Consider the following 14921-nt stretch of genomic DNA (forward strand, 5'->3'; position numbering starts at 1 on the left):
GCGTTCTGTTCAGGCCGAGTCCGGGACTCTCACCAACAGAACCCCTTCGGGGGCGTCGAGGCTGACGGCCGAGTCGGCCACCGCGCCGGCGGGTTGCTGGGAGGAGAACGCCAGACGCCACTGGCCGGGCGGGAGTTGGAGGTCGGTCGCCACGTCACCGGCGTTGAGCGCGCATACGGTGTTGCCCCGCCGAAAGCTGATCACCGGGCTTGTCCGGTCGGTCAGCCATTCCAGCCCACCGGCGTGGAGGTCGTGCAGCTCCCGGCGCAAGGCCAACAGCTCCCGGTACTTGTGGAGAATCGCCTGAGGATCGTCGCGCTGGGCGGCGGCCGACTCGCCGTCGGTGCGGTCCATCGGCAGCCACGGCTCGGCGCCGTCGGTGAAGCCGGCCTCCGGTCCCGGCGCCCACGGCATCGGGGTCCGGCAGCCATCTCGTCCGTTGGAGGGATTCCGGTTGCGAACCGCCACCGGGTCCTGGCACCGGTCAGGGGGAATGTCGACATCGGCGAGGCCCAGCTCGTCGCCCTGATAGAGGAACGGCAGGCCGGGCAGGGAGAACATAAGCACGCAGTAAGCCAGCGCCCGTGACTGGCCGAGCTCCCCGCCTCCGAGCCGGGTGGGGGCCCGGGGGTCGTCGTGGCTGCTGACCGCCCAGGAGAAGTCCCGGGGGGCGGCGTCGAGGGCATCGCGGAACGTGGACCACATGGCCGATGGTTTCCAGGGGGTGTGCATGGGGGGGAAGTAGAAGGCCCGGTGCAGACCGTCTTGGTTGGCCACATAGCGGCTGGCCCGGTTGGGGTTGTTGTCCCTTAGGTATACCTCGCCCAGCAAGAGAGCGTCATAGGGCTCGACGATGTCCCGCCACCGGCGGTAGATGGCGGTGTTGCCGGCCTGGTCCAAGTCATAGCGATGCTCATAGCTGTCGAACACCTGACGGGGGCCCATGTCGGGGGTGACCGGATAGCGCTGGGGGTTGTCGGGCATGAGCATGTTCTTGACCAGGCCATGGGCCACGTCAATGCGGAACCCGTCAGCTCCCCGGTCGAGCCAGAAGGTCAGGACCTGGTCGAACTCCCGCACCAGATTGGGGTTGGACCAGTTGAGGTCGGGCTGTTCGGGCAGGAACAAGTGCAGGTAGTACTGCTCGCTGGCCTCGTCGAAAGTCCAGGCCGGCCCTCCGAAGTGCGACACCCAGTTGTTGGGCGGACCGCCTCCCAGGGCGGGGTCCCGCCAGTGGTAGAAGCCCCGCATGGGACTGTCGGGATCAGAGCGAGAGGCCTGGAACCACGGGTGCTGGTCGGAGGTGTGGTTGGGAACCAGGTCGATGAGCACCCGCAGGCCCAGCCGGTGGGCTTCGGCAATGCAGGCGTCGAAGTCGTCCAGGGTGCCGAAGAGGGGGTCGACCCCGGTGTAGTCGGCCACGTCATAGCCGAAATCGGCCATGGGCGACGGGTAGAAGGGGGTGATCCACACGATGCCAACCCCGAGCCAGGCCAGGTAGTCCAGCTTCTCGGTTAGGCCGGGAAAGTCGCCAACCCCGTCGTTGTTGCCGTCGGCGAACGACCGGATATACACCTCATAGCCCACCTCGCGGTCCCACCAGCGGAGGTTGTCATGGGCCATGGTCACGAGCGCCTGTCAGTGCGGGAGGGTCTTGCTCAGTCGAAGGCGATGACGCTGCGCACCACGTCGCCCGCCTTCATGGCGGCAAAGCCGTCGTTCACGTCGTCGAGGCCGATGGTGGCCGAGACCATCTCGTCGAGCAGCAGCCGGCCGTCGAGGTAAAGGTCGACGAGTCGGGGCATGTCGACGCGGAAAACGTTGGAGCCCATCAGCGACCCCTGGAGGCGCTTGTCCGACATGAACAGCTCCTGGCCCTCGATCTCCACCTTGGAACCCGGCGGGATCATGCCCATCACCGTGGCCGTTCCCCCCCGGCGGATCATCCCGAACGCCTGCTGGGCGGTGACGGCTAGGCCGATGGCCTCGAAGGAGTAGTCCACTCCCCCGCCGGTCAGCTCCATGACCTGTTCCACTGGGTCGCCGTCGGCGGGATTGACCGCGTGGGTGGCACCCAAGCGCAGGGCGGTGTCCAGCTTCCGGGGCTCGAGGTCGACTGCGATGATCGTGGTTGCGCCGGCAATGCGGGCGGCCTGGAGCGACGACATGCCCACCCCGCCGCAGCCGATCACCGCCACCGAGGCGCCGGGCCCCACACCGGCGGTGCGGAACACCGCACCAGTTCCGGTGGTGACCCCGCAGCCGATGAGCGCGGCCCGGTCAAGCGGCATTTCCTCGCGGACCTTCACCACCGCGTTCTCGTGCACCAGCATCTGCTCGGCGAACGACGACAGGTTGGCGAACTGGTTTACTTCTTGACCCCCGCGGCTGAGCCGGGCGGGCTGGTCTTCGGAGCGAACACAGTCGACCCGGCTCTGCACGCACAGATAGGGCTGGCCGCTCAAGCAGAAGTCGCAGCGCCCGCAGAAAACCGACAGACAGCAGATGACGTGGTCGCCGGGCTGCACTTCGCGCACGTCGGGGCCCACCGCCTCCACCACACCGGCGGCCTCATGGCCCAACACGATGGGCCTAGGAACGACCCAGCCCTCGGTCTCCATGAAGTGCAGGTCGCTGTGGCACAGTCCTGAGGCCGCGGTGTGAATCAGCACCTCGCTGCCGATCGGGGCAGCCACGTCCACCTCGTCCACCACCAAGTCTTCGTGCCCGTCCAAAAACAGCGCTGCTCTCATGGATTCTTCTCCTGCCTAGCCCCTTGACAAGCCCCGTCAAACTACCAACGGGAGATGCTTCAATGCCGAAGCCCCAGCGGCCCTATACGCCGGTCAGGAGCAGCCGGAGGTGGAGCCGCAGTCGGGGCAGGCGTGGCAGCTGCCAGCCCGGACCATGAGCACGCCGCAGTCGTAGCAGACGGGCGCGTGGGCATCCAGGGGGGTCCGGCGAGTGTACGGCGACGGCGGGTCGGGCTCCACGATGTCGCTGGGCACGGTGATCGGAACCTGCTCCTCTACCCCGGGCAGGGTGGGTTGAATGCGCTCGTCAGTGGTGAATATCGCCAGTTCGTGGCGTTCCTCGGGCTCGAGGTACTCCACCGCCAGTCGGCGGAACAGGTAGTCGATGAGGCTGGTGGCGATGCGGATGTCGGGGTCGTCGGTCATCCCAGCCGGCTCGAAGCGCATGCCGGTGAAGGCGTCCACATAGGCCCGCAGGGGCACTCCGTATTGCAGTCCGTGGCTCACCGCCATGGCGAACGAGTCCATGAACCCGGCCAGGGTGGTTCCCTGCTTGGAGACCCGAATGAAGATCTCGCCAGGGCTGCCGTCCTCGTACTCCCCGACGGTGGCGAATCCCTTGCAATCGGCCACTCGGAACTCAAAGGTGCGGCTGGTACGCAACCGGGGCAGCCGCCGGCGCTTCGGCTGCGCCGCCGTCGCCGAGTCCGAAGCCTGATCGGGCTGGGCGGCCGAGGAGTCGGATACCGCGGCATGGTGAGACACGGCGCCACCAGAGTCGGATACCGAGAGGGGCTGGCCCAGCTTGCAGTTGTCCCGGTACACGGCCAGAGCCTTCACGCCCATCTGCCAGGCGTCCACGAAGAGCTGCTCGATCTCGCCGGCCGTGGTGTCCTCGGGGACGTTCACCGTCTTGCTGATGCCCCCCGAGAGCCAGGGCTGTACTGCGGCCATCATCTTCACGTGGCCGCTGGGGGAGATCACGTTGTCGCCCATCGAGCAGGCGAATACCGGCAGGTGAGCCAGCTCCAAATGGGGAGCGCCCACCACCGTGCCCCGGGTATGGACATGGGCCTCGATGTCGGTGACTTGGTCGGGGCTGTAGCCCAGGCGATGTAGGGCCCTGTCCACCGTCTGGTTGACGATGGGCATGGTGCCGCCCCCTACCAGTTTCTTGGTCTTGACCAGGCCCAAATCGGGTTCGATGCCGGTGGTGTCGCAGTCCATCATGAACGAGATGGTTCCGGTGGGGGCCAGCACGGTGGCCTGCGAATTGCGGACCCCGACCGTGTCGCCCCATTCCACCGCGGCGTTCCACGCGGCCCGGGCGGCGTCGAGAACGTCGGGGGGCACCGGCTCGCCCTCCAGCCGGTTCAATGCGTCCCGGTGCATGTGCAGCACCCGCCGGGTGGGCTCCTGGTTCTCGGCAAATCCCTCGAACGGTCCGAGGCGAGCGGCCATGCGCCCCGATGTCTCGTAGGCCACGCCGGTCATCAACGCGGTGACCGAAGCGGCCAGGCCCCGACCCTCGTCGGAGTCATAGGCCAGGCCCAGGGCCATGAGCATCGCCCCCAGGTTGGCGTAGCCCAGGCCCAACTGTCGGAACCGGCGGGTGGTGGCCCCGATCTGCTCGGTGGGATAGTGCGACGGGCCCACCAGAATCTCCTGGGCCACGGTCATCACCCGGACTGCGGCGCTGAATCCGTCGGTGTCGAACGCCCCGTCGGCGTCGACGAACGACAGCAGGTTCAAGCTGGATAAGTTGCAGGCCGAGTTGTCCAGGTGGAGGTACTCCGAACAGGGGTTGCTGGCGGTGATGCGGCCGGTATGGGCCGCGGTATTCCAGCGGTTGATGGTGGTCTCAAACTGCACCCCGGGATCGGCGCATTCCCAGGCGGCCTCGGCGATCTGGGTGAGAATTGAACGGGCTGGCACCGTCTCCACCACTTCGCCGGTGGTGCGGGCGTTGAGCTGCCATTCCCCGTCGTCGACCGCCGCCGCCATGAAGGCGTCGCTGAGCCGCACCGAGTTGTTGGCGTTCTGGTATTGGATGGAGTGGACATCGGCGCCGTCCAAGTCCATGTCGAATCCGGCATCTCGCAGGGCCCGGGCCTTGCGCTCCTCGACGGCCTTGCACCAAATGAACTCGGACACGTCGGGATGGTCGGCGTCGAGCACCACCATCTTGGCCGCCCTCCGGGTCTTGCCCCCCGACTTGATGGTGCCAGCCGAGGCATCGGCACCCCGCATGAAGCTCACCGGGCCGCTGGGTGCCCCCCCGCCGCTCATCCTCTCTTTCCGAGACCGGATCCGGCTCAGATTGACACCGGCTCCCGAACCCCCCTTGAAGATCCGGCCCTCCTCTCCGTACCAGTCGAGGATCGACTCCATGGTGTCGTCAACCGACAGGATGAAGCAGGCCGAGGACTGGGGGACGGCACCGGGAACCCCGAGGTTGAACCAGACCGGGGAGTTGAATGCTGCCCGTTGGCGGACCAGCAGCCAGCGAAGCTCATCGCCGAACGCCTCGGCCTCCTCGGGCTCGGCCAAGTGCCCCGACTCGGTGCCCCACGCCACCAGCGTGTCCACCACCCGGTCGATCACCTGGCGCAGCGACGTCTCCCGCTCCGGCGTGCCCAAACCCCCCCGGAAGTACTTTTGGGCCACGATGTTGCCGGCATTGACCGACCAGCTCTGGGGGAATTCCACGTTGGTCTGCTCGAAGGCCACCTCGCCGTCTGCGCTGGTGATTCGGGCGTCGCGACGATGCCATTCCACCTCGTCGTAGGGGTGGACATCAGCACGGCTGAAATGGCGGCGCAGCCCGATTCTGGTGCGGTCAGATGCCAGAGCCATCAGCACTCCTCAACGGATGCAGCTCTTATGGCGCATACCGCATTCATTTTATCCTTGCTCGAATGAGGCTGCGGCGTGAGCGGCCAGGTCAAAGGAGCCTCTTCATGAGGCGTGCCTGCACCGGACACGCCAGCCCGCCCAAACAACGGGCTGGACCCCTCAAGGAGTCGCCTGAACCCCACTATGGTCGTCGGCGTCAGCCACCATTCCGGCCACTCACACCGCAGCAATAGGTCACGGTAGAGCATCGTGCCTGTGGACCGTAAGGAGGATAAGGGGGATTCCCTGTGGATTTCAGGTGAATTTCTCAAGACGTGGCGAACTGATCTGCCTGCTACCGTCGACAGCACGTGGATCAGCTGTTTCCTCGGTTCGTCTCCGACGTCGACCCGGTCGCGCTCTATGCGTCCGACAGCCGCATCCCGCACCCCGACCGCCCGTGGCTGATGCTGAATATGGTCACCTCGGCCGACGGCGCCACGTCGGCCGACGGCGTGTCGGCAGGCCTGTCGAGCCCCGTAGACCGGCGGGTGTTCGCGGCCATCCGGTCGGTGGCCGATGTGGTGGTGGTGGCCGCCGAGACGGTGCGGCGCGAGGGCTACGGACCGCCAAAATCCAGCCCGGACGCGGCCGCTGACCGAGCGACCCGCAACCAGGCGCCCCGTCCCCGCTTGGCGGTGGTGAGCCGCTCGCTGGACTTGGACTTCACCGCCCCGGTTTTCGGCGACAGCCCGCCGCCGCTGCTGTTCACCGTGACCGAGCCGCCCGCCGACAGGGTGGCCCAGGCCGACGAGGTGGCCGAGGTTCATCGCATGGGCACCGACCGGGTGGACCTGACCGCGGCGATGGCCCGGATCGGCCAGTTGGGCGCCTCTGTGGTGCTGGCCGAAGGCGGGCCCACTCTCAACGGGCAACTGTTGGCCGCGGGGCTCTTGGACGAAGTGTGCTGGACAATCTCGCCGACACTGGCCGGCGGCGACTCCTCGAGGATGGCCAAGGACGCGCCGGCCCGCCTCCAGCAGCTTCGCCTTGATCGAGTGCTGGCCCAAGACCACACCCTGTTTCTGCGCTACCTCGCCCATTGACCGCCCCCGTGTGGCTAGCGGCCGCCGGAGCTGACCCGCAGAGCGGTGTCGTCCACGATCACGTAAGCCGGCTCTGACTGGGGCAGCCCTGCGGCCGGGCCTTCAGGGGATAGCGACCATTGGAGCTTGCCGGCTAGGAACGAGCTGGCCCACAGCACGAGAAACAGAACGGACACGGCCAGCGCTCTTCGGAACCAGTACACCGAAGCGGGCAGCCGCGCCACGGCCGGAGGGCGATGCCGGGGCGTCGGGCAGCCAGAAACCAGGGTCAAGGCGGGCCGAACCGGAGGTTGTTCGCACATGGGTAAAGCCATGCGTCCATTGTCCAGGCCGGGGTGACAGTTACCTCGAATATGGCTGTCTACCTGGCCGTTTGCAAATTCCAAGCCGGTATTTCACCCGGCGGTCAGTACACCTTGCAGGGCGCGGTGGTAAGACTCCAGCGCGGCCCGGTCAACCCGCTCCTCGGCGGTGTGGGCCAAGGTCGATTCTCCCGGTCCGAAGTTGGCCGCGGGTATGCCCCGCTCGGCGAAGAAGGCCACGTCGGTCCATCCCAGCTTGGCCTTGATCTCCAGGTCGTTGTCGGCGATGAGCCGTTGCAGCACCGGATGGCCCAACCCCGGCGGAGCCGCCGGTGCGTGCTCGGTCACCTCGAAGCGGTCGTCGTCGCCCAGCAGGGGCGCCACCATCTCTCGCAGGATGTCCTCGGCCTCGGCGGGGCCGCGGTCGGGGGCGTAGCGATAGCCCAGGGTCACCTGGGCTCGGTCGGGCACCACGTTGCCGGCCACTCCGCCCTCCACCGCCACCGCCTGAAGCGATTCCCGGTACTGGCAGCCGTCGATCACTGGTTCGCGGGGCTCGTAGTCCTCGGCCAGCCTGAGCACCGATCCCAGCCGGTGGATGGCATTGACTCCCATCCAGGGCCGGGCGGTGTGGGCCCGAGCGCCGGCCAGCGTCACTACGGCCCGCATGGACCCCTGGCAGCCGGCCTCCACCGCTCCCCCGGTGGGCTCGCCTAGAAGGGCCACGTCGGCGGCTAGCAGTTCGGGGCGCACATCGAACAGCTCCCGCAGTCCGCTGTCGGCCACCCGGACCTCCTCACGGGCATAGAACAGCCACGTCACGTCCACCGCGGGTTCGGCCACTTCGGCGGCCAGCTCCAGCATCACCGCCAACGCCGACTTCATGTCGGCGGCTCCGAGGCCCCACAGCACGTCGCCCTCGATGCGGGCGACCGCGTTGTCGTTGGGGGGCACGGTGTCGCTGTGGCCGCCGATCAGCACCCGCAGAGGTCGGCTCAAATCGGTCCGGGCCACCACGTTGTCGCCCACGCGGTCCACGGTGAGGCCGGGCACAGCGCTCAGCCGCCCCTCGATGAGGTCGGCGATTTCGCTCTCGTGATAGGACACCGAGGCGACGTCGATCAGCTCGGCCGCCTTGGCCAGCAGATCAGCGCCCATGGCCTGCCTCGCCGGCGATTTTCGCCGAGCTGGGGGCCACGGACCTGTTGAAAAGGTCAGCCTGTGGATAAGTCATGATTAGTGGTCCGTCTGCGAATTGGCAGGAGCGGATCGCGACGGCAGCGGCGTTCCTCGCAAGGCGCACCGACGCAGCCATACCCGGGAGCGTACGGCAAGGAGGAGCAACGCCGCGAGGGGCGTCGATGCCTAGCAGGACGCCCTGCCCAATTCGCAGACGGACCACTAGGTCGCCGCGCCGTGGTCGCGTAATACAGCGTTTAGCTGGGCCTTGTCGTGGCGCTCGCCGGCCTCAAGATGCTTGATCACCAGCACGCAGGGCATTCCAAACGTCCCCCCGTCGAAGGTGCGAGACCGGGTGGCCGACACCGCCACACACCAGTCGGGCACCACTCCTCGGCCCAATTCCTCGCCGGTGGCTGCGTCGATGACCGGGATCGAGCCGGTGAGCACGCAGCCCGCCCCCAGCACCACGCCGTCTCCCACCCGGGCGCCGTCGGCCACGATGCAGCGGCTGCCGATCAGGCAGTCGTCGCCCACCATGACCGGGGCGGCCTGCGGGGGCTCCAGCACGCCGCCGATTCCCACGCCGCCCGAGAGGTGGACGTTGGCCCCGATCTGGGCGCACGAGCCCACAGTGGCCCAGGTGTCGACCATGGTGTTGGCCCCCACTCGGGCGCCGATGTTCACGTAACTGGGCATCATGATCACACCCCGGTCCAAGAACGATCCCCAGCGGGCCGACGCCCCGGGCACCACCCGGACACCGGCGGCCTGATAGTCGGTCTTGAGGGGGATCTTGTCGGCGTACTCGAACGGGCCCAGCTCCATTGTCTCCATCTCGGCCATGGAGAACAGCAGCAGGATGGCCTGCTTGAGCCATTGGTTCACCACCACCTCGCCGTCGCCGTTCACCTCGGCCACCCGGGCCTCACCGGCGTCGAGCAGGCCGATGGCCTCGGTCACCGCCGCTCGGGCCTCACCGTCGCCTTCAGTGATCGGTGTCCGGTCGGCCCACAGCGCCTCAATCCGGGCTTGCAGATCGCTCATGCTATTGCTCACTTCCTCACGGTATCGCCGCGCCGGGCGGCCACACGCTGTTCAAGCAGGTCGATTCGGGCGTCGGGGGCCACGGCGGCCACCCGGATGTGGCCCTGGCCCGATGGACCGTAGAACTCCCCGGGGCTGGCCAGCGCCCCCATCTCCTCGGCCACCCGGCGGGCCAGCGCCCAGCCGTCGCCGTCGGGAGACGCCACCCACAGGTAGAGCCCCCCGCCGGGCAGAGCCATTTCGGGGTCATAGTTCGAGAAGAGCTCTCGCAGGCGGTTCAGCCGAGAGGTGTAGACGGCCCTCTGGGCGTCGACATGGGCGTCGTCGTTGAGGGCGACCACCGCGGCAGCCTGCGCCGGAGCAGGAACCATCATCCCGGCGTGCTTGCGAACCTCCGACAAGTAGCCGACCAGATCAGGGTCGCCGGCGTAGAAGCCGGCCCTGATCCCGGCCATGTTCGACCGCTTGGACAAAGAGTGGACCGCCATCACTCCCTGGGCGCCGTGGTGCAAAATACTGGCACCGGCATCGGCCCCCCAGGTGAACTCGATATAGCACTCGTCGCTGAACACCGGAACGCCTCGGTCCCGGCCCCACTGGGCGATGGCGGCCAGATCTTCAAGGCCTCCGGCGGGGTTGCCCGGCGTGTTGACCCAAAGGCACAGGGCTCGGGCGGCATCGTCGGGATCTATCGAATCGAGATCAAGACACCACTGGTGGTCCACGGCCACCGGGACGGCCCGGCACCCGGCCAGTTCTGCACCCATGGCGTAGGTGGGATAGGAGACCGCCGGGTACAGCACGGTGTCACGGCTGGGATCTCGCAGCCGCAGGTAGTGGGGTGCTGAGGCCACGAACTCCTTGGTGCCCACGCAGGCCGCCAGCGCGGCATCGCCGGCGTCGATTCCGAACCGGCGGGTCAGCCAGCCCAGTGCGGCCTCCCGGTAGGCCGGCGAGCCAACAGACGCCGGGTAGCCCCTTTCGGCGTTGGAGGTCGACAAGGCGGCCACCACCTCCGGGGGAGGCGGATCAGACGGTGCCCCCACCGACAGGTCGACGCAGCCGCCGTCGAAGCGGTCGGTCACCGCCCGCAGCTCGTCGAGGCGGTCGTAGGGATAGGGCGGGGGAACGAAGCCGTCCACTACCCCACCACCCACTCAGACAAACGTGAAGCCGACGCCTCGTCCAGGCGGGCCTGTACCCGGTAGCCGTGTTCGTCGGTGTCGGTGGACAGCACGTGGCCGGCTCGCCGCACGGCGGCCAGCACCTCGCCCCGGGCATAGGGAACGTGAAGCTCGACGATCAACGCGCTGGAACGCAGCTCGTCGGCCATGGCGGCCAGGAGTTTGTCGGTTCCCTCGCCGGTGGCGGCCGAAACCACCACGGCGTCCTTGTTGGCCCCCAGGGGGATGTCACGGCCGGCCAACAGGTCACATTTGTTGTACACCAGCAGCTCGGGCACGGCCCCGGCGCCGATTTCCTTCAGCACTTGGCGAACGGCGGCGATGTGGGCGTCGGGATCGGGGCCAGAGGCGTCCACCACGTGCAGCAGGAGGTCGGCCTCGACCACCACGTCGAGGGTGGACCGGAACGCCTCCACCAGCTGGTGGGGCAGCTTCTGGATGAACCCCACGGTGTCGGTGAGCAGCACCCGCTCCCCGCCGGGCAGCTCGAGGCGGCGGGTGGCGGCATCGAGGGTGGCGAATAGCCGGTTCTGCACCAGCACCCCCGAGTCGGTGAGCAGGTTGAGCAGGCGGGACTTGCCCGCGTTGGTGTAGCCGACGATGGCCACCGCGCTCTGGGCCGAGCGGCGGCGGCTGCGGCTCTGCACGGTGCGGTTCTTGGCGATGTTTCGCAGCTGGGCCTCCAGCTTGTGGATGCGCCGCTGGATGCGCCGGCGGTCCACCTCGAGCTGGGTCTCACCCGGGCCCCGGGTGCCGATCCCGCCGGCCTGCTGGCTGAATCCCCGGCCTCGTCGCAACCGGGGCAACCGGTAGCGGAGCTGGGCCAGCTCGACTTGGGCCTGGCCCTCCTGGCTGCTGGCGTTCTGGGCGAAGATGTCGAGGATGACCGCGGTGCGGTCGATGGCGGTGCGCCCGAGGATCTTCTCCAGGTTGAATTGCTGGGCCGGGCTCAGCTCGTCGTCGAACACCACGGTGTCGGCGTCGGCCTGCTCGCACACCGTCAGAATCTCGTCGACCTTGCCCCGGCCGATGTAGGTGGACGGATCGGGGGCGTTGCGGCGCTGGGCCAGCCGGCCCACCTCGTCGGCTCCTGCGGTGTCGATGAGCTGGGCTAACTCGTCCAAATCGGCGTCAGTGCGGGCCGGATCGCCGCCGGCGAGGGTGACGCCCACCAGCACGATCTTCTCCCGAAAGGCCCGCTCGATGAACGCCCCGGACTCCCCGCCGTGGGTGCCGAATCCGCCCCGGTGGGTATCGCTGTCAGCCATAGTCCACCGTCGCGATGTATTGGGAAGGACCGGTCAGCACTGCGGCGTCGCCCAGATTCACCACAACATCGCCGCCGGGCATCGACACTGAGACCACCGGGCCGACCAACCCCCAGTGGTGGGCTGCCTGGGCGGCGGCGCACGCCCCGGTCCCGCACGCCTCGGTCACCCCTACCCCTCGTTCCCACACCCGCATGTCGATTCCGACGGAGGTGGCGCTGATGAACTCCACGTTGATCCCGCCAGCCAAACGGGAGAGCTCCGAGCCGCTCCGGGCCACATCGATCTGCTGCACATCGTTGACTCCCACCACCAGATGGGGGTTGCCCACGTCTGCGGTGAAGAAGTGATCGGCGAAGCCGTGATTGCGGAGGTAGTGGGCGACTTCACTGTCTTCCAGGTTGGGGCCTGCGCCGATCGACCCCATGTCCACTCGAGCTTGAACCACGGTGGGATCGGCGGTGGATTCAACGCTCACGGTTCGAATGCCGGCGTCGGTGCCGATGGACAGCTCTCGGGTGGTGCCGCGGTCGTCGTGTTGGACGAACGCCTGGGCCAAACAGCGGATGCCGTTGCCGCTCATCTCGGCCCGGGACCCGTCGGCGTTGAACAGCGCCATCGTGACGTCGGTGCCCGCGCCGACATCGCCGGGCAGGCCGAAGATGAGCCCGTCGGCGCCCACGCCGCGGGTGCGATGGCACACCGCCTCGGCCATCGCCGGGGCGTCGGGGGGTAGCGCGTCGGCCAAGGCGATAAGAAAGTCGTTTCCCAAGCCGTGGTGCTTGGTCAGCTGCATCGCTCCAGTCTGGCAAGTTCTGGGCCCTGCGCCGCGCACCATTTCGGTCTCAGCCTGGGGACTCATGCTGGGTCATGCAAAACAGCGCCTCGCCGGCCAGCGCCTCAGCGTCGTTGTCGGCGCTGAGCCAGACAATGCGGGGGTCGCGCCGAAACCAGCGCTCTTGGCGGCGGGCGAACTTCCGAGTGCGGGCGATGGCCAGGTCCAGCGCCTCGTCTAGGGACATCTCGCCGTTGAGATGCCCCAACAGCTCCTTGTAGCCCAGGGCCTGAGATGCGGTGCGCGACAGCGGCGGCTGGCGGTGGGCCAGCGCCTCCACCTCTGCTAGGAAACCGGCTTCCATCTGCTGGTGGTAGCGCTGTTCGATGCGGTGGTCGATCTCGGCACGCGACAGCGACAGGCCGATCTGAGCGATGTTGCAGGGCGGATAGTCGCCCAACCCCGGCCCGTAGGAGGAGAACGGCCGGCCGCTGCCCACCGTCACCTCCAGGGCCCGCAGGATTCGCCGGCGGTTGGTGGGCTCCATGCGGGAGGCGGCCAGCGGGTCGAGCTCAACCAAGCGATGGTGCAGGGCCTCGGTGTCGGGCTCCTGCTCCAGAATGGCCACCGTCGCCGGATAGCGGCCCGGGATCTCTAGGTCGTCGATCACCGCCCGGTGGTAGAGCCCAGTGCCCCCAACCAGCACCGCGGTGCGGCCTCTGGTTGCAATATCAGCCCTGGCCTGGCGGCCGGCGGCTTGAAACATGGTCAGGGAGTAGTCCTCTGCGGGGTCGGCCACGTCGACGAGGTGGTGGGGCACCTCGGCTCGCAAGGCGGCGGGGGGCTTGTCGGTGCCGATGTCCATCTCCCGGTACACCTGCATGGAGTCGACCGAGATGATTTCGGCATTTCCCAACTGCCGGGCAACAGCAACTGCCACCGCCGATTTGCCGGTGGCGGTGACCCCGACGATGGCCAGCGCGCCCGGCGCGCCGACGGCATCGGAGGGCGGGGAACTGCTCAGAGCGCGGCCACCGGGATGCGAGTGCGCCACCGGGGAGGCGCGGTGACCTCGGCCAGCTCACCCCGCAGGTGGTGGGCACCCGCCGCGGTCACGTCTACTTTGGCGAAGGTGCCCGGCTTCAGCTTCTGCGAGGAGGGGAAGTGCACCAGGCGGTTCTGGCGGGTGCGCCCGGTGAGCAGGCCCGGGTCCTTCTTGGACGGGCCTTCCACCACCACTTCCTCGCGGCAACCGACCCGGGCCTGGTTGCCCCGGCGGCTGGAGCGCTCCACCACCGCCCGGAGCCGCTCGAAGCGGTCTCGCACCTCTTCTGGATCGCAGTACTGGTCGGCCATCTCGGCGGCCTCGGTGCCCGGGCGGGGCGAGAACACGAAGGTGAACGCCGAGTCGTACTCCGCCTCGGCGGCCACCAGCAGCGTCTGCTCGAAGTCGTCCTCGGTCTCGCCGGGAAAGCCCACGATGATGTCGGTGGACACGGCCAGGTCGCCTACCGCCTCCCGGGCGGCACGCAGCCGATCGAGGTACCGCTCGGCGGTGTAGCCCCGGTGCATTGCGGCCAGCACCCGGTCGCTGCCCGATTGCAGAGGCAGGTGCAGGTGCTCGCACACCGCGGGTACCTCGGCCATGGCCTCGATGGTCTCGGGCCGCAAGTCTTTGGGATGGGGACTGGTGAAGCGGATCCGCTCGATGCCGTCCACCGCGCCCACCGCCCGGAGCAGGTCGGCAAACAGCGGCCGCAGCGACACCTGTTCGCCGGCTTGGCGGCGGCCCCGCTGGAGATCGCGGCCGTAGGAGTTCACGTTTTGGCCCAACAATGTGATCTCGGTAACCCCACCCTCGACGAGGTCGGTGGCCTCGTCCACCAGCAGCTCCAGAGGACGGCTGATCTCGGCGCCCCGCACCGCGGGCACGATGCAAAAGGCGCACGAGTTGTCGCAGCCCACCTGGATGGTCATCCAGGCCGCGTAGGGGGCGTCGCGGCGCACCGGCAAAGCGGAGGGGAAGCTGTCGCGGTCATCCTCGACCGCCGCTTCCAGGATCTCCATGATGGGGCCGTCGGCCGCAGCTCCGATCAGTTCCGCAGCACGGTGCACGTTGTGGGTGCCGAATACCACGTCCACGTGGTCGGCCCGCTCCTGGATCAGATCCCGGTCCTTCTGGGCCAGACAGCCAGCCACCGCGATCTGCATGTCGGGGCGCTCCTGCTTGAGCCGTTTGAGGTGGCCGAGCTGGCCATAGAGCTTGTTGTCGGCGTTCTCGCGGATGCAGCAGGTGTTGAGCACGATGACGTCGGCCGACTCCATGGCGTCGGCCGAGGTCATCCCGTCGGCCTCCAACAGCCCGGCGATGCGCTCGGTGTCGTGCTCGTTCATCTGGCACCCGTAGGTGCGGATGAAATAGCTGCGGCTCACCCCGTCAGGCTACCTGTCGGCCTCCAGTGGCCCACTAAC

General features: G+C 68.0%; 12 protein-coding genes. 1 reads left to right on the forward strand and 11 read right to left on the reverse strand.

The genetic code is table 11. The annotated features are described in order from the left end of the window. Nucleotides 1-9: 9 nt before the first annotated feature. The 3 genes from ACOGXH_RS11170 to ACOGXH_RS11180 form a co-directional block, all read right to left on the reverse strand. Nucleotides 10-1623 carry an alpha-amylase family glycosyl hydrolase gene (locus ACOGXH_RS11170; protein ID WP_419930364.1) on the reverse strand — a complete coding sequence of 538 codons (1614 nt, stop codon included), beginning with the start codon at nt 1621-1623 and terminating at the stop codon, nt 10-12. A 35-nt stretch (nt 1624-1658) separates the two neighbouring features. After that, nucleotides 1659-2753 carry a Zn-dependent alcohol dehydrogenase gene (locus ACOGXH_RS11175; protein WP_419929178.1) on the reverse strand — a complete coding sequence of 365 codons (1095 nt, stop codon included), beginning with the start codon at nt 2751-2753 and terminating at the stop codon, nt 1659-1661. Between the two features lie 93 nt (nt 2754-2846). Beyond that, the gene (locus tag ACOGXH_RS11180; protein WP_419929179.1) at nt 2847-5609 is read right to left on the reverse strand and encodes a vitamin B12-dependent ribonucleotide reductase; all 2763 of its coding nucleotides are present in this window, start codon (nt 5607-5609) and stop codon (nt 2847-2849) included. 350 nt (nt 5610-5959) lie between these two features. Here ACOGXH_RS11180 and ACOGXH_RS11185 point away from each other — a divergent pair, with 350 nt between their 5' ends. Continuing rightward, complete coding sequence (locus ACOGXH_RS11185) at nt 5960-6694, forward strand: dihydrofolate reductase family protein (protein WP_419929180.1); 735 nt, start codon at nt 5960-5962, stop codon at nt 6692-6694. Between the two features lie 14 nt (nt 6695-6708). Here ACOGXH_RS11185 and ACOGXH_RS11190 read toward each other — a convergent pair whose 3' ends face one another. The 8 genes from ACOGXH_RS11190 to miaB all read right to left on the reverse strand — a co-directional run bounded on the left by ACOGXH_RS11190 (nt 6709) and on the right by miaB (nt 14882). Next, the gene (locus tag ACOGXH_RS11190) at nt 6709-6918 is read right to left on the reverse strand and encodes a hypothetical protein (protein WP_419929181.1); all 210 of its coding nucleotides are present in this window, start codon (nt 6916-6918) and stop codon (nt 6709-6711) included. Nucleotides 6919-7089: 171 nt separating this feature from the next. Then, complete coding sequence (dapE, locus tag ACOGXH_RS11195) at nt 7090-8154, reverse strand: succinyl-diaminopimelate desuccinylase (protein ID WP_419929182.1); 1065 nt, start codon at nt 8152-8154, stop codon at nt 7090-7092. Between the two features lie 243 nt (nt 8155-8397). Beyond that, nucleotides 8398-9222 (reverse strand): 2,3,4,5-tetrahydropyridine-2,6-dicarboxylate N-succinyltransferase, encoded by an 825-nt coding sequence (locus ACOGXH_RS11200; protein WP_419930365.1) that lies wholly within the window; start codon nt 9220-9222, stop codon nt 8398-8400. 8 nt (nt 9223-9230) lie between these two features. Continuing rightward, entirely contained in the window at nt 9231-10379 is a 1149-nt protein-coding gene (locus ACOGXH_RS11205; protein ID WP_419929183.1) for an aminotransferase class I/II-fold pyridoxal phosphate-dependent enzyme, read from the reverse strand. After that, nucleotides 10364-11674 carry a GTPase HflX gene (hflX, locus tag ACOGXH_RS11210; protein ID WP_419929184.1) on the reverse strand — a complete coding sequence of 437 codons (1311 nt, stop codon included), beginning with the start codon at nt 11672-11674 and terminating at the stop codon, nt 10364-10366. The genes ACOGXH_RS11205 and hflX overlap by 16 nt, the downstream gene beginning before the upstream one ends. Beyond that, nucleotides 11667-12470 carry a diaminopimelate epimerase gene (gene dapF, locus ACOGXH_RS11215; RefSeq protein WP_419929185.1) on the reverse strand — a complete coding sequence of 268 codons (804 nt, stop codon included), beginning with the start codon at nt 12468-12470 and terminating at the stop codon, nt 11667-11669. Before dapF ends, hflX begins: the two co-directional genes overlap by 8 nt. A gap of 49 nt (nt 12471-12519) precedes the next feature. Then, nucleotides 12520-13503 (reverse strand): tRNA (adenosine(37)-N6)-dimethylallyltransferase MiaA, encoded by a 984-nt coding sequence (gene miaA, locus ACOGXH_RS11220; protein ID WP_419929186.1) that lies wholly within the window; start codon nt 13501-13503, stop codon nt 12520-12522. Continuing rightward, nucleotides 13470-14882 carry a tRNA (N6-isopentenyl adenosine(37)-C2)-methylthiotransferase MiaB gene (gene miaB, locus ACOGXH_RS11225; protein ID WP_419929187.1) on the reverse strand — a complete coding sequence of 471 codons (1413 nt, stop codon included), beginning with the start codon at nt 14880-14882 and terminating at the stop codon, nt 13470-13472. The genes miaA and miaB overlap by 34 nt, the downstream gene beginning before the upstream one ends. Nucleotides 14883-14921 lie beyond the last annotated feature (39 nt).

Origin of the sequence: Candidatus Poriferisocius sp. (assembly GCF_965208355.1) — a bacterium.
In the GTDB taxonomy this organism is placed as follows: Bacteria; Actinomycetota; Acidimicrobiia; order Acidimicrobiales; family Bin134; genus Poriferisocius.

Excerpts from the sequence above, each read along its gene's own strand:
- ACOGXH_RS11170 (WP_419930364.1), bottom strand. The coding sequence starts at position 1,623 with ATGGCCCATGACAACCTCCGCTGGTGGGACCGCGAGGTGGGCTATGAG.
- ACOGXH_RS11175 (WP_419929178.1), bottom strand. The coding sequence starts at position 2,753 with ATGAGAGCAGCGCTGTTTTTGGACGGGCACGAAGACTTGGTGGTGGAC.
- ACOGXH_RS11180 (WP_419929179.1), bottom strand. The coding sequence starts at position 5,609 with ATGGCTCTGGCATCTGACCGCACCAGAATCGGGCTGCGCCGCCATTTC.
- dapE (WP_419929182.1), bottom strand. The coding sequence starts at position 8,154 with ATGGGCGCTGATCTGCTGGCCAAGGCGGCCGAGCTGATCGACGTCGCC.
- ACOGXH_RS11200 (WP_419930365.1), bottom strand. The coding sequence starts at position 9,222 with ATGAGCGATCTGCAAGCCCGGATTGAGGCGCTGTGGGCCGACCGGACA.
- hflX (WP_419929184.1), bottom strand. The coding sequence starts at position 11,674 with ATGGCTGACAGCGATACCCACCGGGGCGGATTCGGCACCCACGGCGGG.
- dapF (WP_419929185.1), bottom strand. The coding sequence starts at position 12,470 with ATGCAGCTGACCAAGCACCACGGCTTGGGAAACGACTTTCTTATCGCC.